The 14,347-nt window shown below is 54.5% G+C and carries 12 protein-coding genes and 1 tRNA gene; 12 read left to right on the top strand and 1 reads right to left on the bottom strand.

Annotated elements, in window-relative coordinates; translation table 11 throughout:
• Positions 1 to 52: 52 nt before the first annotated feature.
• The 5 genes from dnaJ (at position 53) to greA (ending at position 7,293) form a co-directional block, all read left to right on the top strand.
• Complete coding sequence (dnaJ, locus tag RG807_RS04510; protein WP_309043806.1) at positions 53 to 1,186, top strand: molecular chaperone DnaJ; 1,134 nt, start codon at positions 53 to 55, stop codon at positions 1,184 to 1,186.
• A 24-nt stretch (positions 1,187 to 1,210) separates the two neighbouring features.
• Positions 1,211 to 2,011: a 4-hydroxy-tetrahydrodipicolinate reductase gene (gene dapB, locus RG807_RS04505; protein WP_309043805.1), complete on the top strand. Its 801-nt coding sequence runs from the start codon at positions 1,211 to 1,213 to the stop codon at positions 2,009 to 2,011.
• 359 nt (positions 2,012 to 2,370) lie between these two features.
• A complete protein-coding gene (carA, locus tag RG807_RS04500; RefSeq protein ID WP_309043804.1) occupies positions 2,371 to 3,501 on the top strand; it encodes a glutamine-hydrolyzing carbamoyl-phosphate synthase small subunit in 1,131 nt (376 codons plus the stop codon).
• Positions 3,502 to 3,590: 89 nt separating this feature from the next.
• Entirely contained in the window at positions 3,591 to 6,809 is a 3,219-nt protein-coding gene (gene carB, locus RG807_RS04495; RefSeq protein ID WP_309043803.1) for a carbamoyl-phosphate synthase large subunit, read from the top strand.
• A gap of 4 nt (positions 6,810 to 6,813) precedes the next feature.
• Positions 6,814 to 7,293, top strand: coding sequence for a transcription elongation factor GreA (gene greA / locus RG807_RS04490; RefSeq protein WP_298449264.1), 480 nt, complete (start codon positions 6,814 to 6,816; stop codon positions 7,291 to 7,293).
• 85 nt (positions 7,294 to 7,378) lie between these two features.
• On the opposite strand, the gene yhbY is transcribed toward greA, so the two are convergent.
• On the bottom strand, positions 7,379 to 7,690 hold the full coding sequence (gene yhbY / locus RG807_RS04485) for a ribosome assembly RNA-binding protein YhbY (RefSeq protein WP_309043802.1): 312 nt from the start codon (positions 7,688 to 7,690) through the stop codon (positions 7,379 to 7,381).
• Positions 7,691 to 8,011: 321 nt separating this feature from the next.
• Between yhbY and ftsH the strand changes: the two genes are divergently transcribed.
• The 7 genes from ftsH to rimP all read left to right on the top strand — a co-directional run bounded on the left by ftsH (position 8,012) and on the right by rimP (position 14,345).
• The gene (gene ftsH, locus RG807_RS04480) at positions 8,012 to 9,955 is read left to right on the top strand and encodes an ATP-dependent zinc metalloprotease FtsH (protein ID WP_309043801.1); all 1,944 of its coding nucleotides are present in this window, start codon (positions 8,012 to 8,014) and stop codon (positions 9,953 to 9,955) included.
• Between the two features lie 115 nt (positions 9,956 to 10,070).
• Positions 10,071 to 10,901: a dihydropteroate synthase gene (folP, locus tag RG807_RS04475; RefSeq protein ID WP_309043800.1), complete on the top strand. Its 831-nt coding sequence runs from the start codon at positions 10,071 to 10,073 to the stop codon at positions 10,899 to 10,901.
• A complete protein-coding gene (gene glmM, locus RG807_RS04470) occupies positions 10,901 to 12,244 on the top strand; it encodes a phosphoglucosamine mutase (protein ID WP_309043799.1) in 1,344 nt (447 codons plus the stop codon). The genes folP and glmM overlap by 1 nt, the downstream gene beginning before the upstream one ends.
• Before the next feature lie 76 nt (positions 12,245 to 12,320).
• Complete coding sequence (gene tpiA / locus RG807_RS04465) at positions 12,321 to 13,091, top strand: triose-phosphate isomerase (RefSeq protein ID WP_309043798.1); 771 nt, start codon at positions 12,321 to 12,323, stop codon at positions 13,089 to 13,091.
• A gap of 24 nt (positions 13,092 to 13,115) precedes the next feature.
• Entirely contained in the window at positions 13,116 to 13,475 is a 360-nt protein-coding gene (secG, locus tag RG807_RS04460; protein WP_309043797.1) for a preprotein translocase subunit SecG, read from the top strand.
• 6 nt (positions 13,476 to 13,481) lie between these two features.
• Positions 13,482 to 13,566, top strand: a tRNA-Leu gene (locus RG807_RS04455).
• A gap of 317 nt (positions 13,567 to 13,883) precedes the next feature.
• A complete protein-coding gene (gene rimP / locus RG807_RS04450) occupies positions 13,884 to 14,345 on the top strand; it encodes a ribosome maturation factor RimP (RefSeq protein WP_309043796.1) in 462 nt (153 codons plus the stop codon).
• Positions 14,346 to 14,347 lie beyond the last annotated feature (2 nt).

Genomic DNA, 14,347 nt, shown 5'->3' with positions numbered 1-14,347 from the left:
AAACGCGGAGCTGATCCGCGTTTTCCGCGTTTAAAAAACAGGGTTTTGAAGCATGGCCAAACGCGATTATTACGACATTCTCGGAGTTTCCCGGGACGCGGACGAAAAAGAAGTTAAGCGGGCTTACCGAAAGCTTGCGATGAAGTATCACCCCGACCGCAACCCGGAAGACAAAGACGCTGAGAACAAGTTCAAAGAGGCCAGCGAAGCCTACGAAATACTGGCAGACCAGTCCAAACGTGCGGCATACGACCAGTATGGTCATGCGGGAGTAGATGGACAGGCCGGCGGTGGATTCGGCGGTGGTGGTAACTTCTCCGATATCTTCGGCGATGTGTTTGGCGACATCTTTGGTGGCGGTGGCGGTGGCAGAGGCGGCCGCAATACCCGTGGTTCGGACCTGCGTTACACTCTGGAGCTGGATCTTGAAGAGGCGGTAAAAGGGAAAACAGTCAAGATAACCATTCCCGGCCACCGGGAGTGCGATACCTGTGATGGCAGTGGCGCGGAAAAAGGCTCCCGCCCAGAAACCTGCGGTACCTGTAGAGGTATGGGCCAGGTTCGCATGCAGCAGGGTTTCTTTGCTGTGCAGCAAGCGTGTCCCACATGTCGTGGTTCAGGCCAGATTATTAAAAACCCCTGTAAGTCATGCCACGGTCAGGGCAGGGTGCAGGAAGAGAAAACCCTCTCCGTTAAAGTACCGCCCGGAGTTGATACCGGTGACCGTATACGGCTCTCCGGTGAAGGCGAGATGGGTATAGATGGTGGCCCGTCTGGCGACCTGTACGTGCAGATGTCGGTTCGTGAGCACTCAATCTTTACCCGCGACGGCCGCAACCTCTATTGTGAAGTGCCTATCAGCATTATTGATGCCACGCTGGGTGGTGAGCTTGAAGTGCCAACGCTGGATGGTCGCGTGAAACTGAAAATTCCGCCCGAAACCCAGACAGGCAAACTGTTCCGGTTGCGCAACAAAGGCGTTAGCCCGGTGCGCGGAGGTCCATCGGGTGATCTTTTGTGTCGGGTGATTATCGAGACACCGGTTAATCTGACCAAGCGCCAGAAGGAGCTGCTCGAGGAGTTCCAGGTAACTCTCGATGGCAGCAATAACGGCACCAACCATGCCCCGAAGAAAACGTCCTGGTTTGAGGGTGTTAAGAGCTTCTTCGACGAAATGAAATTCTGATCAGCTTCATATAAGGAAAAGGCCATGAGGGTAGCAATCATCGGCGCCGCCGGGCGCATGGGTAAAGTGCTGATTGAAGCAGTTGACGGCACAGAAGGGCTCGAACTGGGCGCGGCTATCGTCGAGCCAGGTAGCAGCCTCATCGGAGCCGATGCCGGCGAAATGAGCAGCATCGGCAAAACCGGCGTTAAGATGGCAGGTACCCTGGCCGACGTAAGAGACGATTTCGACGTGCTGGTGGACTTCACCTTCCCGGATCTCACCCTGGAAAACGCCGAATTCTGCGCAGCCAACGGTAAAATGCTGATCATCGGCACCACTGGTCTGACTGATGCCGAAAAGCAGCAGCTGGCCTTGGCGGCAGAATCTACCCAGGTAGTGTTTGCGCCCAACATGAGCGTAGGCGTTAACGTGGTGCTGAACCTCCTGCGCACTGCTGCAGCAACGCTGGGCGACGACTACGACGTCGAAATCATCGAAGCCCATCACCGCCACAAAAAAGACGCGCCCTCTGGTACCGCTTTGCGCATGGGCGAAGTGGTTGCTGATGCACTGGGTCGCGATCTTAAAGAGTGTGCAGTCTATGGCCGTGAAGGTTTCACTGGCGAGCGCACCCGCAAGGAAATCGGTTTCGAAACCATCCGCGCCGGTGACGTAGTGGGCGATCACACAGTCCTGTTCGCCACCGAAGGTGAGCGCATTGAAATTACTCACAAGGCAAGCAGCCGGATGACCTTCGCAAAAGGCGCCATGCGTGCCGCTCTGTGGCTGAAAGACAAGCCTGCTGGCTTGTACGACATGCAGGATGTTTTGAGCTTGAAGTGAGTTTCAGGTAACTCTGAGGTGGCGGGCTGGGCTCGTCGTCCGGGAATGTCGGAGGCCATGGACGGCCGGAGACAAGCGCACAGGGAAGTGCTTGTAGCGTTTCCCGGACGACGAGCCCAGCTCGCCACCGGTGCAAGAGCCATGTGACATTTTACATGGACACAAAACCGCAAATTTCATACAATAAGGCGGTTTAACTGCACCAAGCGTAGGCTTCGAAAAGCCCAAGGGACCAAAAGTCCCCGGATAACAATAAGCGGGACGGAGTTTTTACTCCCTCTCGCTTTTTTGCGACCTGAATTTGCGCTTGCGTTCCTGTACGTGACGAAACGAAACGCCACTCGATGAGGATACAAGCCTTGAGCACACCCGCAATCCTTGCACTCGCAGACGGAAGCCTGTTTTACGGCACCGCCATTGGCGCTGACGGCGAAACCAGCGGCGAAGTGGTGTTCAACACCGCGATGACCGGCTACCAGGAAATACTGACCGATCCGTCCTACGCCCGCCAACTCGTTACCCTGACATACCCGCACATCGGAAACACAGGTGTAAACGAAGAAGACGTAGAATCAGACCGTATACAGGCTGCCGGCCTGATTATCCGCGACCTGCCACTGGTTGCCAGCAACTGGCGCAGCACCGGATCGCTCGACGAATACCTGCGAAGCAACAACATTGTCGGAATAGCCGATATAGACACCCGTCGCCTAACGCGCATCCTCCGCGACAAAGGCTCACAGAGCGGCGCCATTGTGGCTGGTGCTGATGCCACTGCCGAACGCGCACTGGAACTTGCCAAAGCGTTTCCCGGGCTCGAAGGCATGGATTTGGCAAAAGTGGTTACCTGCGAAAAGCCTTACAAGTGGACCCAGGGAGACTGGACGCTAGGTAAAGGATACGCAGAAGGTGGCGAGACCAAGTTTAAAGTAGTGGCCTGGGATTACGGCGTTAAGTTCAACATCTTGCGCATGCTTGCCTCCCGCGGCTGCGAAGTCACTGTTGTGCCTGCCCAAACCCCTGCTTCAGAAGTGCTGGCCATGAGTCCGGATGGCATCTTCCTGTCTAACGGCCCGGGCGATCCAGAACCCTGCGATTATGCAATCAAGGCAATTCAGGAAGTGCTCGAAACCGAAATCCCAGTGTTTGGTATCTGCTTGGGTCATCAGCTACTGGCCATTGCCAGCGGTGCGAAAAGCATGAAAATGAAACATGGCCACCACGGTGCAAACCATCCGGTTCAGCGGATGCCCAATGGCACCGTCATGATTACCAGCCAAAACCACGGCTTTGCAGTGGATGAAGCATCCTTGCCTGATGTGCTGGAAGTTACCCACAAGTCGCTGTTTGATGGCACTTTGCAGGGCGTTCGTCGTACTGACAAACCAGCATTCAGTTTTCAGGGGCATCCCGAAGCAAGCCCGGGTCCCGGTGATGTGGCGTCATTGTTTGATGAGTTTGTCCAGCTGATGGAAGCCAGAACGGCCTAAAGCCGATTCATGGCAAAAATGCCACACCAGACACGCGCCGCGTTTATGCGCTGCAAGAATTTAAATGTTGCTGACAGGTTTACCAAGACATGCCAAAACGGACCGATATTAAAAGCATCCTGATTCTGGGCGCAGGCCCGATTGTAATCGGGCAGGCGTGCGAATTTGACTACTCCGGAGCCCAGGCCTGTAAAGCCCTGCGTGAGGAAGGTTACCGCGTCATCCTGGTTAACTCGAACCCGGCCACCATTATGACCGACCCGGTGATGGCGGATGCCACCTACATCGAGCCGATTACATGGCAAACCGTTGCCAAGATTATTGAAAAAGAAAAGCCTGATGCCGTGCTGCCAACCATGGGCGGCCAGACAGCACTGAACTGTGCGCTGGAATTGGAAAAGCACGGCGTGCTGGCCCAGCACGGTGTGGAAATGATTGGCGCTAACGCCGACACCATCGACAAGGCAGAAGATCGCAGCCGTTTCGACAAGGCCATGAAGGCAATTGGCCTTGAGTGTCCCCGCGCGTCTATCGCGCATTCCATGGAAGAGGCCTGGAAGGTTGCTGACGACATCGGCTTCCCATGCATCATTCGCCCCTCGTTCACCATGGGTGGTTCTGGTGGCGGTATTGCGTACAACCGGGACGAGTTTGAAGAGATCTGTACCCGCGGGCTGGATCTCTCGCCAACCAAAGAGCTGCTTATCGATGAGTCGCTGATTGGCTGGAAAGAGTATGAGATGGAAGTGGTTCGCGACAAGGCAGACAACTGTATTATCGTGTGCTCCATCGAGAACTTCGATGCCATGGGCGTCCACACCGGCGACTCCATCACCGTCGCGCCAGCGCAGACGCTGACCGACAAGGAATATCAAATCATGCGGGACGCCTCCCTGGCTGTTTTGCGTGAAATCGGCGTGGAAACCGGTGGTTCCAACGTGCAGTTTGGTATCCATCCGGACACCGGTCGCATGGTTGTTATTGAAATGAACCCAAGGGTTTCCAGGTCATCGGCGCTGGCCTCCAAAGCAACGGGTTTCCCGATTGCCAAGGTCGCTGCCAAGCTAGCCGTTGGTTACACCCTGGACGAGCTGCGCAATGAAATTACCGGTGGTGTCACGCCGGCATCTTTCGAGCCCAGCATCGACTACGTCGTTACGAAAATTCCCCGCTTTACCTTTGAGAAGTTCCCTCAGGCTGACGCACGCCTTACCACTCAGATGAAATCTGTGGGCGAGGTTATGGCCATCGGTCGTACCTTCCAGGAATCCCTGCAGAAAGCCCTTCGCGGGCTGGAAGTGGGTTCAGATGGTTTTGATGAGCAGCTCGAAGAGTTCACCTCAGAGAATTCCCGTGAAACCCTTACCCGCGAGCTTAGCGTTCCCGGTGCCGAGCGTATTTGGTACATCGGTGATGCTTTCCGTGCCGGGCTTACCGTGGACGATGTATTTGAGTACACCCATGTCGATCCCTGGTACCTGGTGCAGATCGAAGATCTGATTCGGGAAGAGCAGGCTCTGAAATCTGCCGGTAAAGCCGATATTGATCACGCCACCTTGTTCCGTCTGAAGCGCAAAGGCTTCTCGGATGCTCGCCTGGCGAAATTGCTGGGCATTACGGACGTGAGCATGCGTAAGCTGCGGCACGATCTGGATATCCGGCCTGTATACAAGCGCGTGGATAGCTGCGCGGCAGAGTTTGCCTCCGATACCGCCTACATGTACTCCACCTACGAGGAAGAGTGCGAAGCTGAGCCGACCGATCGCGAGAAAATCGTGGTTATTGGTGGCGGGCCTAACCGGATTGGCCAGGGCATCGAATTCGATTACTGCTGTGTTCACGCGGCATTGGCCATGCGTGAAGATGGCTACGAAACCATCATGATCAACTGCAACCCGGAGACGGTATCCACCGATTACGATACCTCTGACCGCTTGTACTTTGAGTCGATTACGCTGGAAGACGTGCTGGAAATTATCCACATAGAAAAGCCCAAGGGTGTGATTGTTCAGTATGGCGGGCAGACACCTCTGAAGCTGGCCCGTGGCCTGGAGGCAGCCGGTGTGCCCATTATTGGTACCAGCCCGGATGCGATAGACCGCGCGGAAGATCGTGAGCGGTTCCAGCAGATGATTCAGCGTCTTGGGCTCAAGCAGCCTGAAAATGCCACCGTACGCAGCCTCGAAGAAGGAATTGTTGCGGCCAGTAAAATCGGCTATCCGCTAGTGGTTCGCCCTTCCTACGTGTTGGGTGGTCGGGCAATGGAGATTGTGTTCGGTGAGGATGAGTTGGTGCGTTACATGCGCAGCGCTGTGCTGGTCTCTAACGACAGCCCGGTTTTGCTGGATCACTTCCTGAATGCTGCCATTGAAGTAGATATCGATGCCATCTGCGACGGTACAGATGTCGTCATTGGTGGCATCATGCAGCATATTGAGCAGGCAGGTATTCACTCTGGTGATTCCGCGTGCTCCTTGCCACCTTATACGCTGCCTCCGGAAGTTCAGGATGCCATGCGTGATGCGGTCAGGAAGATGGCTCTCGAGCTTGAGGTTGTTGGCCTGATGAACGTTCAGTTGGCGTGGCAGGATGACGAGATCTATGTGATCGAGGTTAACCCGCGCGCTTCAAGAACGGTACCTTTTGTATCCAAGGCTATCGGCGTGTCTCTGGCCAAGGTCGCGGCGCGTGTGATGGCGGGCACCTCACTTGCCGAGCAGGGCTTCACGAAAGAAGTGGTACCCAGCTACTATGCAGTAAAGGAATCCGTATTCCCGTTCAACAAGTTCCCGTCGGTTGACCCGATTCTTGGGCCCGAAATGAAGTCCACGGGTGAAGTGATGGGGCTTGGTGATAGCTTCGATGAGGCCTTTGCCAAGGCGTCACTGGCGATTGGCGAGCGTTTGCCGTCCAGCGGAACCGTGTTTATGTCGGTTCGTGATGTAGATAAGGCTGGTGCAATTCAGGTCGCTCGTGATCTGGTGGCTATTGGCTTTGAACTTGTTGCTACCACTGGAACTGCGAAAGCGCTCCGTGCTGAGGGTATCGAAGTGGAGCGGGTGAACAAGGTTGGCGAAGGGCGCCCGCATATTGTGGACGCCATCAAGAATGGCCAAGTTCAGCTCATTATTAATACTACCGAAGGTCGCAAGGCTGTGTCTGATTCGGCGCAAATTCGCCAGTCGGCCCTGCAGACCAAAGTAGCTTATACAACAACACTGGCGGGCGGCGAAGCCTTCTGTCGGGCCATCAAGTTTGGCCCGGAGCGCACAGTACGCCGCCTGCAAGACCTCCACGCAGGGAAGTAAGATTATGAGTGATAGAGTGCCTATGACCAAAGTGGGCGAAGCCCGCTTACGTGAGGAGCTCCAGCAGCTGAAATCCAAGGATCGTCCGCGGGTTATCGCGGCGATTTCGGATGCTCGTGAGCACGGCGATCTCAAAGAGAACGCCGAGTACCACGCAGCTCGTGAGCAGCAGAGCTTTATTGAAGGCCGGATTCAGGAGATTGAAGGCAAGCTTTCTGCAGCGCAGGTGATCGACGTAACAGAAATGGAAAATACCGGCAGAGTGATCTTTGGTACCACGGTTCATCTGTTGAATGTGGATACCGATGAAGAGGTGGTCTACAAGATCGTCGGTGAGGATGAGGCGGATATCAAGGAAGGTAAGCTCTCGATATCTTCACCCATCGCTCGAGCGTTGGTAGGCAAGAGCGAAGATGATGTTGTTGCCATCCGTGTTCCGTCCGGCACTGTGGAGTACGAAATCGGAAAGGTTGAATACATCTGATGTTGCAGCGCTGGTAAATCCAGGGCACAAAAAAGCCGGCTGTGTATTGCACAGTCGGCTTTCTGCTTTTTGGCTTACAAGAGCGTCAGTTCTTGAGGCGCAAGAGGTTCGACAGCTTCGGATTTGGCTTCTTGGCTCTACGCAGAAGAACCGCAATCTTGCCGATGGTTTGCACTAGCTCGGCGCCACTGGCTTCGCACAGGGCGGTGATTGCTTCCTGGCGGGCTTCCCGATCCTGGCTTGCCACTTTAATCTTGATAAGCTCGTGGTCGTTCAGGGCGCGCTCCAGTTCTTCCTGGAGGTTTTCCGTAAGGCCCTTGTCGCCCACGATGATGACAGGTTTCAGGTTGTGGGCGATGGCCCGGTATTCCCGGCGCTGTTCCGCTGAAAGGCTCATGATTTAATCTCTTTATCGGTGCAATTAACAAAAGGTCAGCGGCATAATCGCTGGCAACGTCGTATAATCGGCGGATTGTAGCAGACAACCTTGTATACAGATCACCCTGCAGGCGTTGTAATTTCCGAGATAAGGCCCACATACAAGGAACATGGGGATTTATCCGGCGTTCAGGAACGTTTTCAGGTTGATCCGCAGCTACGTTTTTCTGTGGCCGTTACGGATGGGCCGTTTCTGGTGGATAGACGTATAATTGGTGTAAGGTGTCAGAAAAGAGTAGTTCCTTCGATGGCCTGCTCTTCAATTCACAGGTGATGATCCTTGAACGATATGGCAAAAAATCTGGTTCTCTGGCTGATAATAGCCGCGGTACTGTTGATGGTGTTTCAGAATTTCTCTCCCACCACCACCGGTCAGCAAGTCAATTACTCCCAATTCGTTGAAATGGTCCAGCAGGGTCAGGTCAACAAAGTCACTATTGATGGTCTGGAAATCCAGGGCACCCGTGGCGATGGTTCCCAGTTTCAGACAATTCGCCCCCAGGTGGCGGATAACAAGCTGATGGACGATCTGCTGGCGAACAAGGTGGAGGTCATCGGCAAAGAGCCCGAGCGCCAGAGCCTGTGGACGCAGTTGCTGGTCGCGGCTTTCCCGATTCTGATCATTATAGCGCTGTTTGTCTTCTTCATGCGGCAGATGCAGGGCGGCGGTGGCGGCAAAGGCCCCATGTCGTTCGGCAAGAGCAAGGCGCGTCTGATGAGCGAAGATCAAATCAAAACCACCTTCGCTGATGTCGCCGGTGTGGATGAAGCCAAAGAGGATGTTAAGGAGCTGGTGGACTTCCTTCGGGATCCCAGCAAGTTCCAGCGTCTGGGTGGCAGTATTCCCAAAGGCGTATTGATGGTGGGGCAACCAGGTACAGGTAAAACCCTATTGGCCAAGGCTATTGCTGGCGAAGCCAAGGTTCCTTTCTTCTCGATTTCCGGTTCGGACTTCGTTGAGATGTTCGTGGGTGTTGGTGCATCGCGCGTACGGGACATGTTTGAGCAGGCGAAGAAGCAGAGCCCTTGCATCATCTTTATTGATGAAATTGATGCGGTCGGTCGCCATCGTGGCGCGGGTATGGGGGGGGGTCACGACGAGCGTGAACAGACCCTGAACCAGTTGCTGGTTGAAATGGACGGCTTTGAGGGTAACGAAGGCGTTATCGTTATTGCGGCTACTAACCGCCCAGACGTTCTGGACCCTGCGCTTCTGCGCCCGGGTCGTTTCGATCGCCAAGTGGTTGTTGGCTTGCCAGATATCATTGGTCGAGAGCAAATCCTCAAGGTGCACATGAAAAAAGTGCCCCTGGACGAGGGCGTTGAACCTGCGCTGATTGCGCGCGGTACTCCAGGCTTTTCCGGTGCCGACCTTGCGAACCTGGTTAACGAGGCAGCGCTCTTTGCGGCTCGTCGGAACATGCGCCTGGTTTCCATGGAAGAGTTTGAGCTCGCGAAAGACAAAATCATGATGGGCGCCGAGCGCAAGTCCATGGTGATGAGCGAAAAGGAAAAGCTGAATACGGCATTCCACGAGGCGGGTCACGCGATTGTTGGCCGGTTGATGCCCGAGCATGATCCGGTTTACAAGGTGAGCATCATTCCTCGTGGCCGCGCTCTGGGTGTAACCATGTTCCTGCCTGAAGAGGACAGGTACAGCCACAGTAAGCGCTTCTTGATCAGCTCCATTTGCAGCCTGTTTGGCGGTCGTATTGCGGAAGAGTTGACCCTGGGCTTTGACGGCGTTACCACCGGTGCTTCGAATGACATCGAACGTGCCACCAGTCTGGCCCGTAATATGGTCACTCGCTGGGGCTTGTCCGAGAAGCTTGGGCCTTTGCAGTACGATACCGATAGCGAGGAGCCGTTCCTTGGTCGTTCTGCAGGTCAGGCGCAAACCGTCTACTCTCCTGAAACGGCGCAGCGTATTGATGAGGAGGTAAGAAACATCATTGATACCTGCTATGAGAAGGCAACAGAAATTCTGGTCGCAAACCGGGATAAGCTGGATGCCATGGCTGAGGCTTTGATGAAGTACGAGACCATTGATCGTCATCAGATCGATGACATCATGGAAGGTCGTACCCCGCGCCCGCCCAAAGGCTGGGATGACAGAGGGTCTGCAGGGGGCGCCAAAGCTGGTGGGTCTGGCACAGCTTCTGAATCCAATCCGGCTGATGATGGTAAAAGGCCAGATGTTGGTCGTCCGGCGGGAGAGCATTAAGCTTCCTGGCTTCAAAGCGCTCTAGCTGATTAACGCCGCCCTGCTTACGGGCGGCGTTTGTTTTTGCAAGTTGCTGTTTCCCCGGTTCAGGTATGCCAGTCCAGAAAGGTTTTTTATGGAAATGAAGTTTGCCGGACGAACGTTGGATATGTCCCGTTGCCATGTGATGGGTATTCTCAACGTGACGCCAGATTCATTCTCCGATGGCGGTCGGTTCAATCAGCTTGATGTGGCGCTTCTGAAGGCCCGGCAGATGGTTGCTGATGGCGCCGCGTTTATTGATGTTGGTGGTGAGTCGACACGGCCCGGCGCAGCAGTTGTGTCGGTTCAGGAGGAGCTTGATCGGGTTTGCCCCGTGGTTGAGGCGATTTCGCGTGAGCTCGACGTGGTCGTTTCTGTGGATACCAGTACTCCGGCAGTGATGGCGCAGGTGGTAGAACTGGGAGCCGGGCTTATTAACGATGTGCGCGCACTGCAAAGAGAGGGGGCGCTGGCTGCGGCAGCAGCTGCCGCTGTGCCTGTTTGTATTATGCACATTCAGGGCGAGCCGCAAACCATGCAGGAGCGCCCCGAATATCAGAATGTAATGCGAGAGGTCGGGGAGTTTTTAACCCGGCGCGTTCGCCTTGCTGCGCAGGCCGGAATTTCCGCTGAGAACATTATTCTGGATCCGGGCTTTGGGTTCGGGAAAGATCTTGAGCATAATTTACGTCTGCTTGCTAATCTGGAGCAGCTGCGGGCTTTGGGGCATCCCTTGCTGGTCGGCATGTCCCGAAAGTCCATGCTTGGGCATATTACGGGCCGAGATGTTGATGAAAGGTTGCCGGCGAGCCTCGCGGCCGCGACAATATCTGTAATGAAAGGTGCCAGTATTATTCGTGTGCACGACGTCAGGGAAACTATGGATGCCGTCAAGATTGCGACGGCCGTAAAGGGGGCAGGTTAATGGCCGGAAGAAAGTATTTTGGAACGGACGGCATACGCGGCAGGGTTGGTGAGCACCCGATTACGCCGGAGTTTATGTTGCATCTGGGCTGGGCAGCTGGGCAGGCTTTCAAAAAAACCGGTCAGCGCAATAGCGTGCTGATTGGCAAGGATACCCGCTTGTCAGGTTATATGTTCGAATCTGCGCTTGAGGCGGGCTTATCGGCGGCGGGCGTGGATGTAAAGCTGTTGGGCCCTATGCCTACGCCAGCGATTGCTTACTTGACGCGAACATTTCGGGCGTCAGCAGGTATTGTGATCAGTGCTTCCCATAATCCCCATCACGATAACGGCATTAAGTTCTTCTCCGCTGAGGGTACCAAGCTCGATGATGCTTTGGAGGCGGAAATTGAACGCTGGCTAGAGACGCCTATTGAGGTCTGTGGCCCGGGAGAGCTGGGTAAGGCCTCGAGAGTAGATGATGCGCCAGGGCGTTACGTTGAATTTTGTAAGAGCACCGTTCCAAACGAGTTCACTCTTGAGAACATGAAGATCGTTCTTGATTGCGCGCACGGCGCGACTTACCACGTAGCGCCAAAAGTGTTTCGCGAGCTGGGTGCCAAGGTGTTTGTTATTGGCGCTGAGCCAGACGGACTGAACATTAATTTGAATGTCGGGTCTACGCATCTTAATGCCCTGAAGCAGACAGTTATCGATAAAGATGCTGACTTGGGCATCGCCTTCGATGGCGATGGCGACCGGGTGTTGATGGTTGATCGCGACGGTTCCGAAGTCGACGGCGATGAGCTGCTGTATGTAATGGCAGCGCAAAGGTTTGAAGAGGGTCGCCTGAAGGGTGGCGTGGTCGGCACGCTGATGACCAATCTTGGGGTTGAGTTGGCCCTGACAGAAATGGGGATATCGTTCGAGCGTGCCAATGTTGGTGACCGCTATGTCATGGAGCGGCTGATCGCAAATGATTGGGTGCTTGGTGGCGAGGGCTCCGGGCATATGGTCATACGGGATTGCACTAGCACTGGCGATGGTATCGTTTCGGCGCTTCAGGTTCTTTTGTCGATCTGGAAATCTGGAAAAGCCCTTGCTGAACTGCGCAAAGGCATGAGTAAGTTGCCCCAGACCATGATTAACGTGCGTGTAGAGCAGCGTTTTGATCCATTTAGTCGTGCGGATATTGTCGAGGCCGTGAAGAGCGCAGAGTTGGAGCTTGGTGATGCAGGCAGGATTTTGCTGCGGGCATCGGGAACTGAGCCCTTGATTCGCGTGATGGCTGAAGGCCGGAGTGCCGATGATATACGTCGCGTTGTGGAAAAACTCGTGAAAGTTGTAGAAAACTCAACGCCCTGATTTTGTTGATTTCAGGCGGTTGTCTGTTATGAGGGACTGCTGTATAGTGCGCCCTCCCTTACATTCGGGAACTGTTATGCGTCGCAGGATTGTAGCCGGTAACTGGAAAATGAACGGGTCGAAAGACCTTTCGGAAAAACTGGTTGGCTATGTCCGGTCTGAGACCGGATCTCTTGATAATGGCGTGGAGGTTGTTATTATTCCTCCCGCACTTTATGTCGGGGATGTGTTGAGACTGGCTCAGGATGCAGTTTCAGTTGGCGTCCAGAATGTAGGGCGGTGGCAGTCAGGCGCCTATACCGGAGAGATTTCTGCGGAAATGGCAAAAGATGCCGGCTGTCGCTATGTGCTGGTTGGGCACTCAGAGCGTCGTCAGTTTTTCGGTGAAACCGACGAGCAAGTCGCTGAAAAGGTGTCACTTGTACTCGCCAGTGGTTTGGCGGCTATTATGTGCGTTGGCGAGTCGCTTGAAGAGCGTGAGTCCGGGCAAGCAGAAACGGTCGTTGCCGGCCAGGTGCGTGCTGGGTTGGCATCAGTTGTTCGCGCAGCAGATGGTAGGGCTTGGCAGAATATCGTAGTCGCCTACGAGCCGGTTTGGGCAATTGGTACCGGTAAAACGGCGACCGCAGATGACGCTCAGGCAATGCACGCATCAATACGCGGTGTCCTTGAAGATATGGGCGCCCCGGCCGAGAAGATTTCATTGCTTTACGGCGGCAGTGTAAAAGCGGATAATGCAGCGGCGCTTTTTTCTGAGCCCGATATAGACGGCGGTTTAATCGGTGGCGCATCGCTGGTCGCGGAAGATTTTGTTAGTATTTGCCGGTATTTCCCGGCGGGTGCATAAAGTTAAAGGTTTGCGAGAATCGATATGGATTGGATGGAGACACTGGTAGTCGTTGTGCACGTGGTGATCGCGGTGGCACTGGTGGGTCTTGTTCTGATCCAGCAAGGCAAAGGTGCGGACGCAGGTGCAGCCTTCGGTGGCGGCGCGTCGCAAACGGTATTCGGTAGTCAGGGCAGTGGTAGTTTTTTGACCCGCATGACAACCTTGCTTGCAATTGTGTTTTTTGTAACAAGTTTTTCGTTGGCAGTATTTGCCAAGCAGCGCGCTGAAGTGGCTGGAGAAGCCGGTATTCCAACCGTTGAGGAATCCCGCCAGGCTCCAGTTCAGGGTGCTGCTGAAAGCGAAACCGGGAGCGGGGCGTCTGAACTCCCCGAGCTCGAGTAAGGTGTTGCCCAAGTGGTGGAACTGGTAGACACGCTATCTTGAGGGGGTAGTGGCGAAAGCTGTGCCGGTTCGAGTCCGGCCTTGGGCACCAATTAAGAGAGAAAGCGGCTTGGATTATCCAGGCCGTTTTTTTGAGCAGTCCTTGACCAGTCCGTTCGGCGTCTCTATACTCCGGCGGATATTGAAGTCTGGCATCTTTTGTTGTCGGGTTTCTGGCAGGCCAGGTGTCTGTTAGCAGGAAGCGGTATACCGGTTTGCTTCCTGCGAGTTCTTGCAACAAAAGGCCCCGGTTATCGGGGCTTTTTGATTAAGGGGCCTGGCGCAACAGGCCCTGGTGCGTAAAAAGGGCTGATCAACAGCCCTTTTTTTGTTTTTGGGCCGGTAAATTTCATACGGAGACCGCCTAACTTGTCAGGCAAGCTTAAACAATTGGAAGACATTCTTCGCCCTGTGGTCGAAGGTTTGGGTTACGAGTACTGGGGTATTGAGTATCGCTCCAAAGGCTATCAATCCATGCTGCGGGTTTTTATAGACGATGCTGAGAAGGGCATTGGTATCGACGACTGCGAGAAGGTCAGCCGCCAGATCAGTGGTGTTATGGATGTGGAAGATCCCATCCAGACAGAATACACGCTTGAGGTTTCGTCACCGGGAATGGACCGGCCATTGTTCCGGCCTGAGCAGTATCAGGCGTTTGTGGGGCATCAAGTACAAATTCGCTTGCGCATGGCATTTGAAGGTCGGCGCAAGTTTCAAGGGCTTATAAAAGGTGTGGAAGGCGACGAGGTCGTGGTCGTTGTAGACGATCACGAATATCTGTTGCCTTTTGACAGCATTGAAAAGGCCCAAATCATTCCAGTATTCGAGTGAGC

Origin of the sequence: Marinobacter sediminicola (assembly GCF_031157525.1) — a bacterium.
GTDB classification, from domain to species: Bacteria; Pseudomonadota; Gammaproteobacteria; order Pseudomonadales; family Oleiphilaceae; genus Marinobacter; species Marinobacter sediminicola.
The sequence above is the reverse complement of the archived record's forward strand: the minus strand, read 5'-3'. Positions and strand labels throughout refer to the sequence as shown.